Here is a 16,457-nt window from a genome sequence, read left to right on the forward strand (position 1 = left end):
TAAAGCAATTAAAACAGCAATTACAACAGCAATTACAACAGTAAATACAACCGTAATGATGGCTGCGGAGTGCGAGGCGCTTCGTCCGACTCCCCAGAGCAGCCCAGACCTAGTAAGAGATCCCTAAATGACTGAAACCAACACCATCGATGAAGATGGCATCGAGGGTATTTCCCTAAAGCAGTATGCCGAGAAAGCCTATCTCGACTACTCGATGTACGTGATTCTTGATCGAGCGCTTCCACACATCGGTGATGGCCTGAAGCCTGTGCAGCGGCGAATTGTGTACGCCATGAGTGAACTCGGCCTGAAGGCCACCGCAAAGTTCAAGAAGTCGGCGCGTACCGTCGGCGATGTCATCGGCAAGTTTCATCCCCATGGTGACAGCGCAGCGTACGAGGCCATGGTGCTCATGGCGCAGAGCTTTAGTTATCGCTACCCCTTGGTCGATGGCCAGGGCAACTGGGGTTCCCCCGATGATCCAAAGTCTTTTGCTGCGATGCGCTATACAGAGTCCCGTCTTACAGCTTACGCCGACGTATTGCTGGGGGAGCTGGGTCAGGGCACAGTGGATTGGGTGCCCAATTTTGACGGCACCATGGATGAGCCCTCACTGCTTCCGGCTCAGGTGCCGAACATTCTTCTCAATGGAACGACGGGCATCGCCGTGGGCATGGCGACGGACATTCCCCCGCATAACCTGCGAGAGGTAGTGACGGCCGCAATCACACTTCTTGACGCCCCCAAAACCAGCCTTGGGGAGCTCTGCGAGATCATCAAGGGACCAGACTATCCGACGGAGGCAGAAATCATAACGCCACCCGAGGATATTGCGCAGATCTACGCTACCGGGCGCGGCGGCTTGCGAATGCGTGCGGTGTGGGGCCTTGAGCATGGCGATATTGTTGTTACTGCTTTACCTCACCAGGCATCCGGTTCTCGTGTTCTAGAGCAAATCGCTCAGCAGATGCAGGCCAAAAAGCTACCCATGGTTGCTGACCTTCGAGACGAGTCTGACCATGAGAATCCCACCCGACTGGTTATCGTGCCTCGCTCTAATCGCATAGATCGTGAAGGGCTTATGAGTCACCTCTTTGCGACGACGGATCTCGAACGAACCTATCGCGTCAATCTAAACATGATTGGCATCGATGGTCGTCCGGGTGTCCGGAGTCTCGATGGGATTCTCAAGCAGTGGCTGAAGTTTCGTCGGGAGACGGTGCGGCGGCGATTGGATTATCGACTCGAGCGTGTGCAGCGGCGTTTGCACATACTGGAAGGCTACCTCGCTGCTTACCTGAATATTGATGAAGTGATTCACATCATTCGTACCGAGGAGCATCCAAAACAGGCGCTTATGCAGCGCTTCAGCATATCGGATATTCAAGCTGAAGCGATCCTTGAACTGAAGCTGCGTAATCTCGCCAAGCTCGAAGAAATGAAGATTCGAGGAGAGCAGGACGAGCTCGAGAAAGAACGGGACTGGCTTGAGAAAACTCTCGGTTCTGAAGCGCGACTTAAGACTTTGATCAAGAAAGAGCTCACAGCTATCGCCGAAAAGTATGGGGATGATCGCCGCTCGCCTCTGGCGCTTCGAGACGAAGCTCAGGCGTTTAGCGAGTTGGAGCTAATGACGGCGGACCCAATTACCGTGGTGCTCTCGGAGAAAGGCTGGATTCGCGCAGCGAAGGGTCATGAGATGGACCCCACGACTCTGAGTTACAAGTCTGGCGACAGTTTTAAATTAGCAGCGCGGGGTCGGAGTAATCAGCCGGCGGTAATCATTGATTCCACAGGTCGCGCCTACACGCTGGCTACGCACAATCTGCCTTCTGCTCGGGGGCAGGGCGAGCCTCTTACGGGTCGCATCAACCCCCCCTCCGGAGCGGGCTTTGATGGATTGATGATGGGTGATAGTGGGCAACGCTGCCTTCTGGCCTCGGATGCCGGCTATGGCTTTGTCACGACTCTTGGTGAGCTGCAGACAAAGAACCGGGCGGGAAAAGCTGCTTTGACTCTGCCAGCGGGGGCTAAAGTGGTTAGTCCTGTTCCCATCGCCGAAGGTGCAGAGTGGGTGGCGGCGGTGAGCAATGAAGGTCGTTTGCTGGTGTTCCCTTTAGCGGACTTACCGAGTTTGTCCCGTGGCAAAGGCAATAAAATCATCTCTATCCCGGGTGCGAGGCTTAAGGAACGCGAAGAGTACGTGATAGCGACGACGGTGCTGAAGGACAGCGACGGTCTCACAGTTTGGGCAGGTAAACGTCACCTCACCCTGAAGCGTTCGGAGCTTGATCACTACCATGGGGAGCGCGGGCGTCGAGGTAACAAACTACCGCGGGGCTTTCAGCGGGTGGAGAGAATGGACGTCGCAGAATAAGCTTCGGTGAGCTTTTCTCGCAATGTCGCTTAGCTGCCTGCAGGCGCTGCTAAAGGTTTTATCCGCTCTACAATCATCTCGGCCTGATGAGCGACGAGGTCCTCCTGCTCTTTCGCCAGCGAGATGAGCTCACTCACGCCGGCGCTCTGATCGCCGGCTTCCTCTACTTGCGCTGCTGCTGCGAGCTGCTCGTCAGCAAGAGCACTCTTTGAGAGAAGAATCGCCGGGTAGCGTTTATGCTGGAGGCAGGCGTCACGTAAGTCATCAATGGCACCCTGCAAATGCAGCTGCGGGTAGATATCCGTCGCTTGATCTATCCCCTGTTCGCACTGCCCGAGAGCCATGGCCAGCTCCAGAGAAAGCTTGGTCCGCTTTTGTAGTCCCAGAGAAATAAGCGCTATGAGCCGAGCACAGCTAGCTGCACGGAGCGCTTCGCTGCCTGCGTTAGGTTGAGGGCTGAAGCTAATAACGACGCCAAAGGGCCGCGTGACAATGAGCTCTCCGCGGTAACACTGAGCGGCTGCCTGCACGATCTGCTGTAAGCGTCGCGTGTAACGGTGCAGGTTGGATTCGCCGAGGGTGTCGACGTAACGTGCCAGACTTGCCAGATGAATAAACAGAATAGTTGCCTGTTGAAACTCCGTCGCTGCCGCCGGGACCGGGGCATGGCTGCGAAGCATGTCCAGCGGTAAAGCCCCGACACTACGCTGCAGTCTCGCTATTTCGTTGTCCAGAGCTTGGTCTTCGGTGTCCGGTAATGCGAGTTGGCTGTCCAGGGCAAGGAGTGAGGTGGCCAGGCGCTGCGCCAAAAACCGTGTCCCCATGAACACCAAAAGACTCAATGCCGCCGCCAGTGCTAAAAGCGAGAAAAGAAAGCGCCAGCGACTCTCTTGTCCCGCGCTGCTATCCACCGCGACCAGCACTTCGCCAGCGGTATCTTCTCCGATACGTATGGGTGCACTGTACTGCGTCAGATTTGGCCCGCTCACTGTCCCCGCCGTTCCCATGGCCATGCCTTCTACATCGCGGATGGTGATACCGCCTGCGAGGGAGCTGTCGACAAATCGTTGGAGCGATGCTCGAGCGCTGAGAAGGTCGCCGCGTTGCAAAGCCTCCCGCACTGTGGCGGATACCTGCTGAGCGAGAGCCTCTCCGTAAAGCCGCTCTCTTTCGTTCTGCAGGTACTCGCTGGACGTGGCTGCCAGCCAGAGCAAACACAAGCCCACAAGCAGGGCGCAACCGGCCGCCATGATGGGCAGTTGTAGGCTCAAGCTGAGGGTCTTAAAGCGCTGCATGAAACGGTTCGCTACGATGCGGTGCGAGAATTATAAGCGGGGGCGTTGTATGGCGTCTTGTTGTAATCGTGCTGAGTTAGAATTGGCAGGTAATTTTTGTGAACAGGGTTTGATTGTGACAACAACGGGCTTTTCATTGCCGACAGAGTTGAACTACACCGCCTTGCAGCGGCTCTTGCCTGTATTGGCATTGGCCGATTCGGTGCGATTTATGGAAGACGCCCCGGTTCTTGTGGTGCACAGCGAGGTAGATGAGGGCGTTCTCGGCGACCGCGTTGCGACAGAGCTCGGCAAATTGGGGATTTCCTGGCAGGCCCATGCTGTACCGGCAGCGACAGATCATACTGACTCTCAGCTCTATCGCTGCGCAGATGCGGTATTGACGATGATTGTACCTGCCGGCTCGGGTTTGCCTTCGGAGTTTTTGGCGACCCTTGCTCATTGGAACGTCGAATTGCGGGCATTGCGTCGTTTATCACCGCTCTCGTCAGCGTCATCGGGTCAAGAGTTCGCACTGGAGTTTTACCTGGACGATTGGGCCCGTTGTGCCGGTCAGCGAGCACGACTGCAGGATCTGGCTGCTCGCTGGGAGGTGGATCTGGCGCTCGCTCCGAGCGACAGTAAGCGTCCCCGGCGACGACTCATAGCCTTTGACATGGACTCAACCCTGATTCAATGCGAGGTTATTGATGAGCTCGCTCATCGCGCCGGAGTGGGCGAAGAAGTGGCTGCTGTCACCGCTCGGGCGATGCGTGGAGAACTCGATTTCCGGAGCAGTTTCCGTGAGCGCATGTCCAAGTTACAGGGTTTGGATGCCGCACAGATTCAGGAGGTTGGCGCTAGCCTGCCTATCATGCCGGGTGCCCGAACTTTACTCCGCACCCTCCGTTCGCAGGGACATCACACGGCGATTTTGTCTGGCGGTTTCGATTACTTTGCAAAAAAAGTGCAATCGCAAATCGGCCTCGACGAGGTTCATGCCAATCACCTGCAGATTATCGATAACGCGTTGACGGGTGATGTGAACGGCGAGATTGTCGATGCCGAGCGCAAGGTTCTGTTACTCAAGGAGATAGCCGAGCGAGAAGGTATTGATCTAGCGGATACCGTTGCGGTGGGTGATGGCGCCAATGACCTGCCGATGTTGGCCGCCGCCGGTTTGGGGGTTGCCTTCCATGCAAAGCCGCGGGTGAGAGAATCCGCCCCCTGTGCAATCAACTACGGTACTTTGGAGGCTTTGCTGTACGTTCTCGGCGTGCCCAGAGGAAACGATTGATCGCGCGATCTGTAGTTATCAGCGGGGCGAGTTAAAGATCTGTCCAGATCGAATCAAAAGCCGCGGTCGGTAAATCCTCGCGTTTAGAACTTTCAATGTCATCGTCGAGCTGGCGGAGGTATTCGAAGTCCATCTGGCCAAAATACCCCGTTGAAGAAACCTGACGGCGAAGCTTCACTAGCGCAGAGTCCTCTTCCCGGGTAACGGTTATCCTCTGGCCCTCTTTGAAGACCATCCGTGGAACAACCAAGGTATGGGCTTGCCCTACTAAAGGTATCTCCGGGAGCAAAAGCACACGGATGGGTTTTGAGAACGTCCCGTCTGGCATTTTGATTTGCGCTGCGTAGGCGCCGCCGCGAGGGCTTATAAGCTCCAGACCCAGGAGTGTCGGTGCATGCTTTACCTGGCTTACCCAGCGGATCACCGCGATAGTCCAGTCGGCCTGCTCCATTCCGGATTCCCGTACGCAGACGATGTCTCCGATATGAAGGTTATCTGGAGGATCAGCCCACTCTACGCAATAACCCCCGGGACTGGTGTTCGTCGTTTTTACCGAATAAACAGTGTGACGCATGGGTTTTATGGCCTTGGCCTGTGCGTCTTGCTCCTGTGCAAGTTTCGAAAACTTGTCTACGTCCACGCCATGGTCGAGTTCTTCCTCAGAAGCGTGCTCTTCAATTTCGTCTTCAGCGTTTGCTTGCTGCCACTGATCACCGTGACTGGCAGGGGTGAGAAACGGGTTCTGATTGGTCAAAGACAGCTCTGAATCATCATAGTCCAGACCGTGAAAAATCTCTTCCAGGCTCCGCTCGCCAGCAACGAAATAATGCACGTTGCTAAACCCCGTTGCTATGTCCAGCGACACGCGGGATTGTTGTCGCGCAAAGTTTCGCTGACTGATCTCGCCCAGGGATTTGATTAGATGTTCGAGGAGATTGGTGTCCAGGCGGGTTTCCCGATCGAACTCAATGACCCGAAGCCCTTGGGTGCCGCGAGATTTCTTGAGTTCTTCGAGATGCCGAATTAAGGCCTTGGTGTTGATGTAGCGAAACTGTGTGCTGCCTCGGCGTACAAGAAGCTCAGCGAAGGCAGGGGCCTGGTCGCTCAGCATATCGACGGCGAACAAACCCTCGCCAAGTTCAGGATCCTGAAGTTCGGCGAGGTCTCGCCATTCCTGAAATGCGCGATAGGCTCCCGAAATGTCGTGCTGCCTCAGCTGGTTTGGTTTAGAGCATGCCAACAACAACGGGGGTAAATACTCCTGAGCGATATTGCTACGCGTTTCTCGTAGGCTGTCTTCTACGGGTAGCTTGGCTAGCTGTTGTCGCTCACTCAGAGAATACAGCTGATGGAGTCCAGCCCAGCCATTCGCTTCGATAGGCTGGTAGAGAATGTAGGACACGAGGATATGTTGCCCGGATAGGACCATGGCTCGATGCAGGGACTCACAGGCCAGTTTCGCCGGATTTACTTTCGTGACACTGCTGTTGTCCTGAATGGTGTGCACGGCTGACAGCGTGTAGCCCGCCGCGGTCAAGGAGCATAGGTCGGTAATAAGGTCTGTCTGAATCTGTTTGTCGTTGTCCAGAATTACCGATTGCTTCAGCGACCCGCGGATCAATGCGGTGAGAACGGAATGGATAGGCGCGCGCAACTGCTCTAGAAGCTGGAAGCGCTCCTGAGGCTGCAGGCTCACGCGATTAAGCTCAGAAATGGCGCTGCGAAGGCTTGACCCCGCACGCAAAGGATTGCCCAGAGGCACGTCATCTACCCATTTCTCAACGGCCTCAGTCGTGCAGTCAAACATGCTGCACTGATCGAGATCCTGCTGGGGAAGGCGCAGGCCTGAAAGTTTTGTCGGCGTCATGGCGCCCAGTCCTTTTTGCCGGGTGCGGATTGTGTCGAGCATAGCCTAAATTCGGGGTTTCACGCTAACTTCAAACACTGATTTTGCTCAGCTGGTACGGTATCATCGCGCCCGTTTAGTCTTAGGGGTGCACAGGTATGGCCAATTACTCAACCAATGAATTCCGCTCCGGCCTCAAGGTAATGCTGGATGGGGATCCTTGCAGCATTCTTGACAACGAATTCGTCAAGCCCGGAAAGGGGCAGGCCTTTAATCGGGTTCGTATGCGCAACTTGAAGAGCGGTCGCGTCTGGGATCGCACTTTCAAATCGGGTGAAAGTCTCGAAGGTGCCGATGTCATGGATATCAACATGGAGTACCTCTACACCGATGGTGAGTTTTGGTTCTTTATGGAACCCAACACCTTTGAGCAGTATCAGGCTGATGCTGCTGCCGTGGGGGATACGCATAAGTGGCTGAAAGAGCAGGAGCCCTGCGAGGTTACTTTGTACAACGGTACGCCGCTCTCTGTTACACCGCCTAACTTTGTTGAGCTGGAAATTACCGAAACCGACCCCGGGCTTAAGGGCGACACCGCTCAGGGTGGTAGCAAACCCGCAACGCTCGCCACGGGGGCCGTTGTGCGAGTCCCGCTGTTTATCTCTCAGGGCGAGATTATCCGTGTAGATACTCGTTCCGGGGAGTATGTCGCTCGCGCAAGCAAGAGCTGATATGGACGACTGGCGGCCCGGGACCACCCGTGCCGCTCTGGAAGCTCGAGGCGCATTGTTCGCCAAAATTCGGGATTTCTTTGCCAAGCGGGATGTTCTGGAAGTCGATACACCAGTATTGGCGCGTTTTGGTGTTACCGATCCAGCGATAGAGCCCCTGCGCTTAATGCCTTCCAAGGCCGACTCGTCGGCCCTGTTCCTCCAAAGCTCTCCTGAGTTTGCCATGAAGCGCCTGCTAGCAGCGGGCAGCGGGTCGATTTATCAATTAGGCAAGGCTTTTCGTGATGGCGAGATTGGAGGGCGGCACAATCCTGAGTTCACGCTGCTGGAGTGGTATCGGCCGGGTTTTAGCCTTGAGCAGCTGATTTCGGAAGTCGCAGAGTTGGTCTGTGAGTGTTTGGATAGGGATGCTTGGGATGTCATTCGTTACAATAACCTCTTCCAGGACACCTTGGGCTTCGATCCATGGGAGCTAAACGCCCGAGAGCTTTCACGAGTTGCTGCCGAGCATATTGACACCGGGTCTCTCAATCTTGATTACGATGGCTGGCTCGATCTTCTTATGAGCCACGTGGTCGAGCCTACGCTTGGCGATAGAGGTGTCGTGGTTCTTTGCGATTACCCGCCGTCGCAAGCGGCACTGGCGCGTTGCGCTGATCGCGATGGCCGTCGGGTCGCAGAACGTTTCGAGCTCTACGTAGATGGTATCGAGTTGGCCAATGGCTACCGTGAATTGTTAGACGCTAAAGAGCTGCAAGAAAGAGCGTCGGCGGACAATGCGCGACGACGCGCTGCGGGTCAGGAGCCCCGGGAACTGGACTCCCGTTTGGTCGCTGCGATGGAGGAAGGCCTGCCCGATTGTAGTGGTGTTGCTTTGGGCCTGGACCGCCTTCTGATGGCTCAGCTGGGTGCAGACAATCTATCGGCGGTCATGCCCTTTGACTGGACACGAAGTTAGCGAGCGGTGTTTCGCTGGCAATGTCTAAGAAGGGTCAATACCCAATATCGCCGGCCCATAGGCGGCAAGAAATTCTGGTGGAAGCCTCCGGGGCTTTCCAGAGCTGATTTCAATGCAGGCAAAGCGCACTTGTGAACGGAGTAGGGTCACTCCGTCGGACACGCGGCGCAGCTGAAAATGTCGGGTCATGGTCAACCGTTTGTCCCAGTGGGTAATCCAGGTGGCCGTGTCGATTTCTTCATTCATGTAAGACGCTTTTAGATACTGGTAACGGCCTTCGACAACAGCCATAGCGCGATCCAGCTGGTGGTAGGCGTCGATATCCATACCCAGAGTTGCGGAGTGCTCCCACGCGCACTCCTCACACCAGCGCACGTAGATGGTGTTGTTCGTGTGCTTTAAGGCGTCAACGTCTGCCGGCTGCACTCGGGTACGGCGGAGAAACGGTTCAGGATAATCCCAGTCGTCGTTCACGGAGGGGGCCTTACGCGGGGGCCGCGTTTGAAACTTCGTCAAGGGGTTCCAGCGGTTTCTGTGCGAAGCCAGTGACGCCGTACACGATTGCGATGAGCGGGCAAACGATGTTGAACACGGCAAAGGGTGCGTAGGTGAGCGTCGCAACCCCAAGGGTCGCTGACATATAGGCGCCGCAGGTATTCCAGGGAATCAATGCCGAGGTGATGGTGGCGGAATCTTCGAGCGTTCGCGATAGGTTCAGCGGTGATAGCTTGTATTCCTTATAAGCATCCCGATACATGCGCCCGGGAAGAGCCACGGCCATAAACTGATCGGCCGCAAGGATATTGGTAGACACACAGGTGGCGACCGTAGTCGCGACCAAAGAGCCCGTGCCTTTCACCATGCGCAGAGCGTGGCGTAGCCAATAATTGAGAATACCCGTGCGCTCCAGAATGCCGCCGAAACCCAGAGCCACGACGATCAGCCACACAGTATTGAGCATGCTGCTCATGCCACCTTTGCTTAGTAGTGCGTCGAGAAATTCATTGCCACTGTTCGCTTCGTAGCCTGCAAACAGTGCTACCCATACGCCCTTTACCAGCGCCAGGCCCTTGGCCAGCTCGTCATCTCCGGCCATTCGCTGTACAACCTCAGGCTGAAAAATGAGCGCGAACACACCCCCTGCCAAAGCGCTTATCAGAATGGCGGGATATGCCGGAAAACGCTTGTAGACCAGGAAGAGCATGAGTACTAGAGGCAGCAATAGATGCAGGCCAATACTGAATTCGATCTGGAGACTTTGCTGCAGGGCTTCAATTTCCTGAGGTGTACTTGCATCGCCACCGCCTATGAGAGAGAACACCAGAAGCGCGAGAGCGAAGCTGGGGACGGTAGTCCACAACATGTGTCGTATGTGATCAAAGAGGTCGACACCCGCTGCGGCGGAAGCAAGGTTGGTTGTGTCGGACATGGGTGATAGCTTGTCGCCAAAGTACGCGCCGGAAATAATCGCCCCTGCCGCGATTGCCGGTGATAGATCAAAACTTCCAGCAATGCCCATGAGTCCGATACCCAGGGTTCCGGCCACCGTCCATGAGCTACCGACACTGATAGCAACGATGGCACAAATAAGTGCGCTTGCGGCATAGAAGATCTGCGGATTCAGTATCTGGACGCCGTAGTAAATCATTGTGGGTACGGTCCCTGACAGAATCCAGGTACCGATAAGCATGCCTACCGCCAAAAGGATGAGCGTGGGGCCAAGTCCGACGCCAATACCATCGATGATGCCTTCCTGCGCTTCCCTCCAGCTAATGCCTGTGCGCTGCCCCACCAGTGCCGCGATCCCGGTGGCCAGGACCAGTGCGATCTGATTGGCTCCGTAAGAGGCATCGGAGCCAAACAGGAACACTGAGAGCGCCAGCATGGCGATGAGCATCACGATGGGGGCAGCGGCCAGCGCGGGCGTGAGTTCTTTGTTGCTGTGTCGTGTAGCGCTCAAGAGGGGTTCACCTGACAATCAAAGTCTATGAGAATGCCGCAAAAGATAGCGCGGGTACAGTAAGTACTCTTTTGACCCCCTAGACCTTACGGTGTTGAGTACACTGCGCTGCACGACAACCCAGGTTAGAGTCACAGCAACCGTGAAAAACGATCAACGCGCTTTACTCCTCGGTCTTTGCGCTGTGCTGTTGTGGTCTACCGCTGCCACAGCATTCAAGCTTGCACTGCGGGAGCTTTCCGTATTGCAACTCCTTAGTGTAGCGATATGGATCTCAATGCTGGCACTTCTGATCACTCTCGCCTGGCAGGGTCGATTGGAGCTACTCTGGCGGCAACTACGCGCAACACCGCTGCGCTTTCTTGGCATGGCCTGCCTCAACCCTCTGCTTTACTACTGCATTCTTCTGGCGGCCTACGATCGCTTGCCAGCGCAGCAGGCGCAAACGATTAACTACACCTGGGCGATCATGCTGGCGCTTCTTTCCATTCCCGTACTGGGTCAACGACTCGGGTCACGGGACTGGTTAGCGGTGATCCTGGGCTACCTTGGCGTGGTGGTTATTGCTACGGAGGGAAACCCGTTCTCCTTGCAGTTCACCAGTGCTGTCGGTGTGGCGCTTGCGCTGAGCAGCACGGTGATCTGGGCGGTGTTTTGGTTACTAAGTGCACGAAGTAAGGGCGATCCAACGATTTCCCTTGCCGCATACTTTGTCTGCGCAGCCCCACTCTCCCTGGCGCTGTGCCTGGTTTGGGGTGGCGGACTACCGGAGTTGGGGACAGGTTTGCTGAGTGCTGTTTATGTCGGGCTATTTGAAATGGGGTTTACCTGGCTACTGTGGTCTACGGCGCTGCAAACCGCCAGCAACGTGTCCCGTGTGGGAAACCTCATCTTTCTGTCGCCAATGCTTTCCCTGGTGTTTATCGCGCTGATTCTAGGTGAAGCGATTCACCCGGCGACCTTGATCGGACTGGCCCTCATCGTGCCGGGAATCATTTTGCAGCAACGCAGTTCTTCGGCCGCCAGCTAAGGTGCGGGCGATCCAGACTGTTTAAGCGCTTCTATAGCCGGGTTTGGCAAAGGCGAGTTGTGCCGTACCTATGATGCGCTCACGGAAGCCGCCTTCGCAGTAGCAGAGATAAAACTCCCACATGCGAATAAAGCGATCGTCAAAGCCCATGGCGCGAACCTCATCAAGGCGTTCCATAAACCGCTGTCGCCAGTGTGCCAGCGTCAGCGCGTAGTCAGCGGTGATATCCTTCAGGTGCACCATTTGAAGGTTGCTGTCTTTGGCGATGTGCTTGGCGATGATTTCCAACGAAGGAAGGCAGCCGCCCGGAAAGATGTAGCGCTTGATGTAGTCCACTGAGCGCCGTGCCTGCTCGTAACGGTCATCGCTAATGGTGATCGCCTGGATAACCATTTTTCCGTTATTTTTCAAAAGCTTACTGCAGCACTGGAAGTAGCTGCTGTAAAAATCATGGCCCACCGCTTCGATCATCTCCACAGCGACCAGTTTGTCGTACTGACCGGTTAGGGCTCGGTAGTCTTCACAGAGCAGGGTAATGCGGTCTTCCAGACCTAATTCGGCCACCCGCGCTTGGGCGTAATCAAACTGCTCCTGAGAGATGGTCGTCGTAGTAACTTTGCAGCCGTAATGGGTCGCGGCGTGAATAGCCATACCACCCCAGCCGGTACCAATCTCCAGAAGATGATCGTCGGGTGTGAGTTCCAGCTGTCTGCACAGCTCGTCCAGCTTGTCTACGGCAGCTTTCTCGAGGGTGTTCTCGCGACGCTCAAACACTGCCGAGGAGTACATCATTGTTGGGTCGAGAAACAGACGAAAGAAGTCGTTTCCGAGGTCGTAGTGCGCGGCGATGTTGCGCTTGGAACCTTCGTGGGTATTGCGGTTCATCGCATGTGCAAGTTTGAGCGCAAGCTTCGTATACCAGTGCTGCTTTGACTCCATGGACTCCATAGTCTGCATGTTGGCGCTGAAGAGTCGGGTGACTTCCGTAAGGTCCGGAGTAGACCAGTCGCCATCAATATAGGCTTCGCCTGCGGCGACCGTGCCGCCAATCAAAACTTTGCCGAAAGCGTCGCGGTTGTGCACTACGATTTCTGCATTTGGCTCCCCTGTATTCCCACTATCTCCAAAATGGTGAGTGTCTTCGCCATCATGAATGGTGACATAGCCCACTTTGATGTGAGATAGAGCTTGCAGGAGAAAGTGCCGGGCAAGCTCGGCGCGGTTACGAAAAGATTTCGCCTGGGGCAGTAGGGGAATCCTGCTGACACTGACATCGTTCATTATTGTGCTCCAGATTGAAGGCTGGTACCGGGGTGTGGGTGATAAGGAATGCGCTTGATAAACAACTTAAGCGCCTGCCAGTAAATAGCGCCGGCTACTTTAGCGGTCATCAGGGGGAATCGCCACAGGATCCCGCGAAGGCTGGAAGCCGTTATGGGCTCCGCTTCCAAAGCGAGGGTGGCATCAAACACACGACCTTCCTCATTGTGATTTTCCAGATGAATTGCGAGGCGGGCTCCCGGAGCGTTACTTCGCCAGGAGTAGCGCATTTCCATCGGGTTAAAGGGTGATACGTGAAATGTCTTATCAAAGTCCTGACGTAAGACGCGCTGCCCGGGCTGCGCGGCTAACACGTAGCTGTGGCGCTCGTCCCAAGGCGTATTAGTGACCTCGGCGATGAGATACTCGAGTTCAGATTCGTCGCTATTAAAGCAGTAGTAGCAAATAATCGGATTCATGCGCATCCCAAAGTAACGCAGATTGGCAAGAACATAGATAGGGCCCGAGTGATCCTCGCCTGTTTCTTCCCGGATTCGGCGTCGCAGCTCCACTTCGAGAGGCTTATCAGGGTCACCCAGAAAGTCTTCGCGACAAAAACTGGCGGGGGCAAAGCGTGATTTAGACCAAAGGCAAGTGAGTTTCAGTACCGAGTCCAGCTCATCCAAACGTAGATAGGGCATAAAAACGCGGTATTTAAACGCGTGCTCTCGCGGGCTATGACGCCGATGCCTCAGCGTTCCGGTGTACAGCCGAGAGTTCATGCCGCGGCGCGAGCCTGCTTATTCATGGCTTCAGAGACTCGCAGCGCACTGACAACGCCGTCCTCGTGGAAACCGTTATGCCAATAGGCGCCGCAGAACCAGGTGTTCTGCTGCCCATTGATGTCGCCCCACCGTTGCTGGGCAGCCATTCCTGCAAGACTGAACACTGGATGATCATAGGTGAAGCGCCCGAGTATTCTGTGGGGATTGACGGAGGCTGTGTCGTTCAGCGTGACGCAAAAAGTTTCTGGTGCCTGAATACCTTGGAGGATGTTCATATTGTAGGTGAGCACGGCTCGTGAATCATCCACTCCCAGCCGGTAATTCCAGCTCGACCAGGTCTTGCGATTCTCCGGCAGCAGGCGTGTGTCTGTATGCAGGACTACATCGTTGGCTTGATAAGGAAGCGCCCCGAGCACCTCGCGCTCCTGCTCGGAGGGTGCGTCAAGCATTTCCAGCGCATGGTTGGAGTGCGTGGCGATCACGACCTGATCGAAGCGCTGCTCAGTACCATTCTCCAGCACCAATGTAACCCCGGCGGCATCCCTTTGAACGCGGCTCACGGGTGTTCCGGTGTGGATGCGCTGCTCAAAGCGGCGGCACAAGGGAGCAATGTATTCGCGAGATCCCCCTTCGATGACTCGCCATTGGGGACGGTTCTTGACCGACAGCAAACCATGATTCTTGAAAAACCGTACGAAGAACTGCACGGGAAACTCGAGCATACTTGCGCAATCAGAGGACCAGATGGCGGAGCCCATAGCGATCAAGTAGTCGCGCTTAAATGCTTCGCTGTAGTTTTTGCGCGCCAGATAACTGCCGAGGCTTTCGTCGTCAGGCAGGTCTCCGCGCTCCAGGTCAGCAAGGCTTTCCTTGTTAAAACGCAGAATGTCGCGGACCATCTTTAGAAAACGGGGTGAGACGAGGTTGCGGCGCTGGGCAAACAGTGAGTCCAGATTGGTGCCGGAATACTCCAGGCCTGTTTCTTCATCGCGCACACTAAAACCCATGGAAGTGGCACGACTGCTGACGCCCAATTCATCCATCAGGGCAATAAAGTTGGGATAGGTCCAGTCGTTAAAAACGATGAAACCCGTGTCTATCGCAAAGCGCCGGGTTCCCAACTGCACGTCCATAGTCGCGGTGTGCCCGCCAAGACGCTTGTTAGCTTCGAATACGCTGACAGTGTGCTTGGCGCTAAGATAGTGAGCACACGCTAACCCTGAGATGCCTGAACCGATTACCGCAATGTGCACCTTGGGGTGTCTCCTGTCATTTCTTGGGAACGTTTTGGGCGGCGTCAGAGTTGCCGCTTTGGCTTGTGGTCAGCGCATGGATTGTGTTTGCCGCAACCACGATATTGTTATGAAAATTACGCGTAGCACGGGGCTCTGGATCAGCGTGCAAATTTGCCGGCGCACGGGTCATCCAGTCGGACTATAGTGAACGTATCAACACCAATAAATCAAAGGGGTTATACGTGGACGAAAATCCGAGCACTGCGCGGAGTCAAAACGATATGGTGCGAACCATACCGACGGGACGCCGCACAGACGAGTGGAGCGAGTGCCTCGTCTTGATCGCTGAGAAGCAGGATCGGGCAGCTTACACGCGCCTTTTCCGACATTTTGCTCCGTTGATAAAAGCCTTCGCTCTGGCTGGGTCTGCGCTGTCAGCGACCCATGCTGACGAGTTAGTGCAGGAGGTTATGTTAAAAATTTGGCAAAAAGCCGGTGCCTTTAATCCAGAAAAGGCTGCGGCGAGTACATGGGTATATACGATTGCGCGAAATTGTCGAACCGACATGTTTCGCCGGCTGCAAAAGTTCGACACGCCATTGGCGGCAGAGGACTTCAGCCCCGATCAAGAGCACGAAGAGCCGTTTATGCAATTGCAGAACCGCCGCAGTGCAGATCGCATCAGGGAGACTATGAAGAATCTCCCCGCAGACCAGACGCAGATCATCGCCAAGGTCTACATGGAGGGTAAGTCGCACGCAGAAGCGGCCTCCGAATTGGATTTACCCCTGGGTACCGTGAAATCGCGGGTCAGACTGGCAGTGCAAAAGATGCAGGTGCAGTTTGAAGTCTCCCAAGAGGGTAATTAAATGGAACACGAAAGTAGAGTTGTAGATAAAACCATGGCTAAACATCATCCAGAGTTGGATCTTCTTACGGAGCACGCAGCGGGTACACTCTCTCTCGCTCAAGCTGCCTGCGTATCCGCGCACCTTAATTACTGCGAGTGCTGCTCTCAAACTGTGAGTCGTCTGCAGACCATGGGAGCGGCAATGTTCGAATCCCTGGACCCGGAACCAGTAGGCGATGCACTGCTGGATCGCGTTTTGGCACGGCTAGACGAGGAAGCCCCTCTCAGTTACCAGCCGGCCGCGCGCAAAGCGCAGGATGCAACTCCTGCGCTTCTGAGTCGCCTGATGGCGGGGGATTTCTCTGATTTGGTGTGGAAGAAAGTCACCGAGGCCCTTCGCATCACCCCCATTCGTACGGGCGATCCTCAATTTGAATTCTCCTTGCTACACATAAAGGCAGGGGGCGAGATTCCCCATCACGATCATCGCGGATCGGAAATGACTTTGGTGCTTCAAGGTGGCTTTAGTGATGATCAAGGCAGCTACCACCCCGGGGACTTTATCTACAGAAGCGCTAGCGATGTCCATGCGCCAAGAGCTTTCGCAAACGAAGATTGCATTTGTCTGGCCGTCATTGATGCACCGCTACGATTCACCGGTTGGAAGTACCGCTGGATGAATCCCTTTTTGCGCCTCCAAGCAGGCTAGGCGTCTCAGGTTGCATCCGCGCGGCGATTTATAGCCCCTGCAGTGGCGGTATTTTGGCCGCCATTGCGCTCTTCGAAGACCACAGTCTCTGTGCTAAAGTCTTGCCCCCTCAAAATATGGGGGTTTTGATGGTGCCGGAGCTTAG

14 protein-coding genes are annotated in these 16,457 nt (G+C 55.3%); 7 read left to right on the forward strand and 7 right to left on the reverse strand.

Annotation, left to right across the window (positions count from 1 at the left end):
- Nucleotides 1-127 precede the first annotated feature (127 nt).
- Entirely contained in the window at nucleotides 128-2,377 is a 2,250-nt protein-coding gene (parC, locus tag AB8B76_RS06320; protein WP_405271170.1) for a DNA topoisomerase IV subunit A, read from the forward strand.
- A 29-nt stretch (nucleotides 2,378-2,406) separates the two neighbouring features.
- Here the strand turns inward: parC and AB8B76_RS06325 are convergent, their stop codons facing one another.
- On the reverse strand, nucleotides 2,407-3,648 hold the full coding sequence (locus AB8B76_RS06325; protein ID WP_405271171.1) for a hypothetical protein: 1,242 nt from the start codon (nucleotides 3,646-3,648) through the stop codon (nucleotides 2,407-2,409).
- A gap of 73 nt (nucleotides 3,649-3,721) precedes the next feature.
- Here AB8B76_RS06325 and serB point away from each other — a divergent pair, with 73 nt between their 5' ends.
- The gene (gene serB / locus AB8B76_RS06330) at nucleotides 3,722-4,948 is read left to right on the forward strand and encodes a phosphoserine phosphatase SerB (protein ID WP_405271172.1); all 1,227 of its coding nucleotides are present in this window, start codon (nucleotides 3,722-3,724) and stop codon (nucleotides 4,946-4,948) included.
- Between the two features lie 31 nt (nucleotides 4,949-4,979).
- Here serB and AB8B76_RS06335 read toward each other — a convergent pair whose 3' ends face one another.
- Nucleotides 4,980-6,815 carry a GTPase gene (locus AB8B76_RS06335; protein ID WP_405271173.1) on the reverse strand — a complete coding sequence of 612 codons (1,836 nt, stop codon included), beginning with the start codon at nucleotides 6,813-6,815 and terminating at the stop codon, nucleotides 4,980-4,982.
- A gap of 137 nt (nucleotides 6,816-6,952) precedes the next feature.
- Here AB8B76_RS06335 and efp point away from each other — a divergent pair, with 137 nt between their 5' ends.
- Together efp and epmA are read left to right on the forward strand one after the other, a co-directional pair.
- The gene (gene efp / locus AB8B76_RS06340; RefSeq protein WP_405271174.1) at nucleotides 6,953-7,525 is read left to right on the forward strand and encodes an elongation factor P; all 573 of its coding nucleotides are present in this window, start codon (nucleotides 6,953-6,955) and stop codon (nucleotides 7,523-7,525) included.
- A 1-nt stretch (nucleotide 7,526) separates the two neighbouring features.
- Complete coding sequence (gene epmA, locus AB8B76_RS06345) at nucleotides 7,527-8,483, forward strand: EF-P lysine aminoacylase EpmA (RefSeq protein ID WP_405271175.1); 957 nt, start codon at nucleotides 7,527-7,529, stop codon at nucleotides 8,481-8,483.
- A gap of 24 nt (nucleotides 8,484-8,507) precedes the next feature.
- On the opposite strand, the gene AB8B76_RS06350 is transcribed toward epmA, so the two are convergent.
- Nucleotides 8,508-8,957 (reverse strand): acyl-CoA thioesterase, encoded by a 450-nt coding sequence (locus tag AB8B76_RS06350; RefSeq protein WP_405271176.1) that lies wholly within the window; start codon nucleotides 8,955-8,957, stop codon nucleotides 8,508-8,510.
- A 10-nt stretch (nucleotides 8,958-8,967) separates the two neighbouring features.
- Nucleotides 8,968-10,443, reverse strand: coding sequence for a Na+/H+ antiporter NhaC (gene nhaC / locus AB8B76_RS06355; protein ID WP_405271177.1), 1,476 nt, complete (start codon nucleotides 10,441-10,443; stop codon nucleotides 8,968-8,970).
- Nucleotides 10,444-10,585: 142 nt separating this feature from the next.
- On the opposite strand from nhaC, the gene AB8B76_RS06360 reads away from it, so the two are divergent.
- Nucleotides 10,586-11,473, forward strand: a complete 888-nt coding sequence (locus tag AB8B76_RS06360) for a DMT family transporter (protein WP_405271178.1) — start codon at nucleotides 10,586-10,588, stop codon at nucleotides 11,471-11,473.
- A gap of 21 nt (nucleotides 11,474-11,494) precedes the next feature.
- Here the strand turns inward: AB8B76_RS06360 and AB8B76_RS06365 are convergent, their stop codons facing one another.
- From AB8B76_RS06365 to AB8B76_RS06375, 3 genes are read right to left on the reverse strand one after another with little or no spacing between them, the layout of a single operon-like run.
- Nucleotides 11,495-12,754, reverse strand: a complete 1,260-nt coding sequence (locus tag AB8B76_RS06365) for a class I SAM-dependent methyltransferase (RefSeq protein ID WP_405271179.1) — start codon at nucleotides 12,752-12,754, stop codon at nucleotides 11,495-11,497.
- Nucleotides 12,754-13,515, reverse strand: coding sequence for a DUF1365 domain-containing protein (locus AB8B76_RS06370; protein ID WP_405271180.1), 762 nt, complete (start codon nucleotides 13,513-13,515; stop codon nucleotides 12,754-12,756). The genes AB8B76_RS06365 and AB8B76_RS06370 overlap by 1 nt, the downstream gene beginning before the upstream one ends.
- On the reverse strand, nucleotides 13,512-14,771 hold the full coding sequence (locus AB8B76_RS06375) for an NAD(P)/FAD-dependent oxidoreductase (protein ID WP_405271181.1): 1,260 nt from the start codon (nucleotides 14,769-14,771) through the stop codon (nucleotides 13,512-13,514). The genes AB8B76_RS06370 and AB8B76_RS06375 overlap by 4 nt, the downstream gene beginning before the upstream one ends.
- A gap of 224 nt (nucleotides 14,772-14,995) precedes the next feature.
- Between AB8B76_RS06375 and AB8B76_RS06380 the strand changes: the two genes are divergently transcribed.
- Both AB8B76_RS06380 and AB8B76_RS06385 read left to right on the forward strand, forming a co-directional pair.
- Nucleotides 14,996-15,622: a sigma-70 family RNA polymerase sigma factor gene (locus tag AB8B76_RS06380; RefSeq protein WP_405271182.1), complete on the forward strand. Its 627-nt coding sequence runs from the start codon at nucleotides 14,996-14,998 to the stop codon at nucleotides 15,620-15,622.
- The gene (locus tag AB8B76_RS06385; protein ID WP_405271183.1) at nucleotides 15,623-16,312 is read left to right on the forward strand and encodes a ChrR family anti-sigma-E factor; all 690 of its coding nucleotides are present in this window, start codon (nucleotides 15,623-15,625) and stop codon (nucleotides 16,310-16,312) included.
- Nucleotides 16,313-16,457 lie beyond the last annotated feature (145 nt).

The organism is Congregibacter sp. (assembly GCF_045107095.1).
Classification (GTDB): domain Bacteria; phylum Pseudomonadota; class Gammaproteobacteria; order Pseudomonadales; family Halieaceae; genus Congregibacter.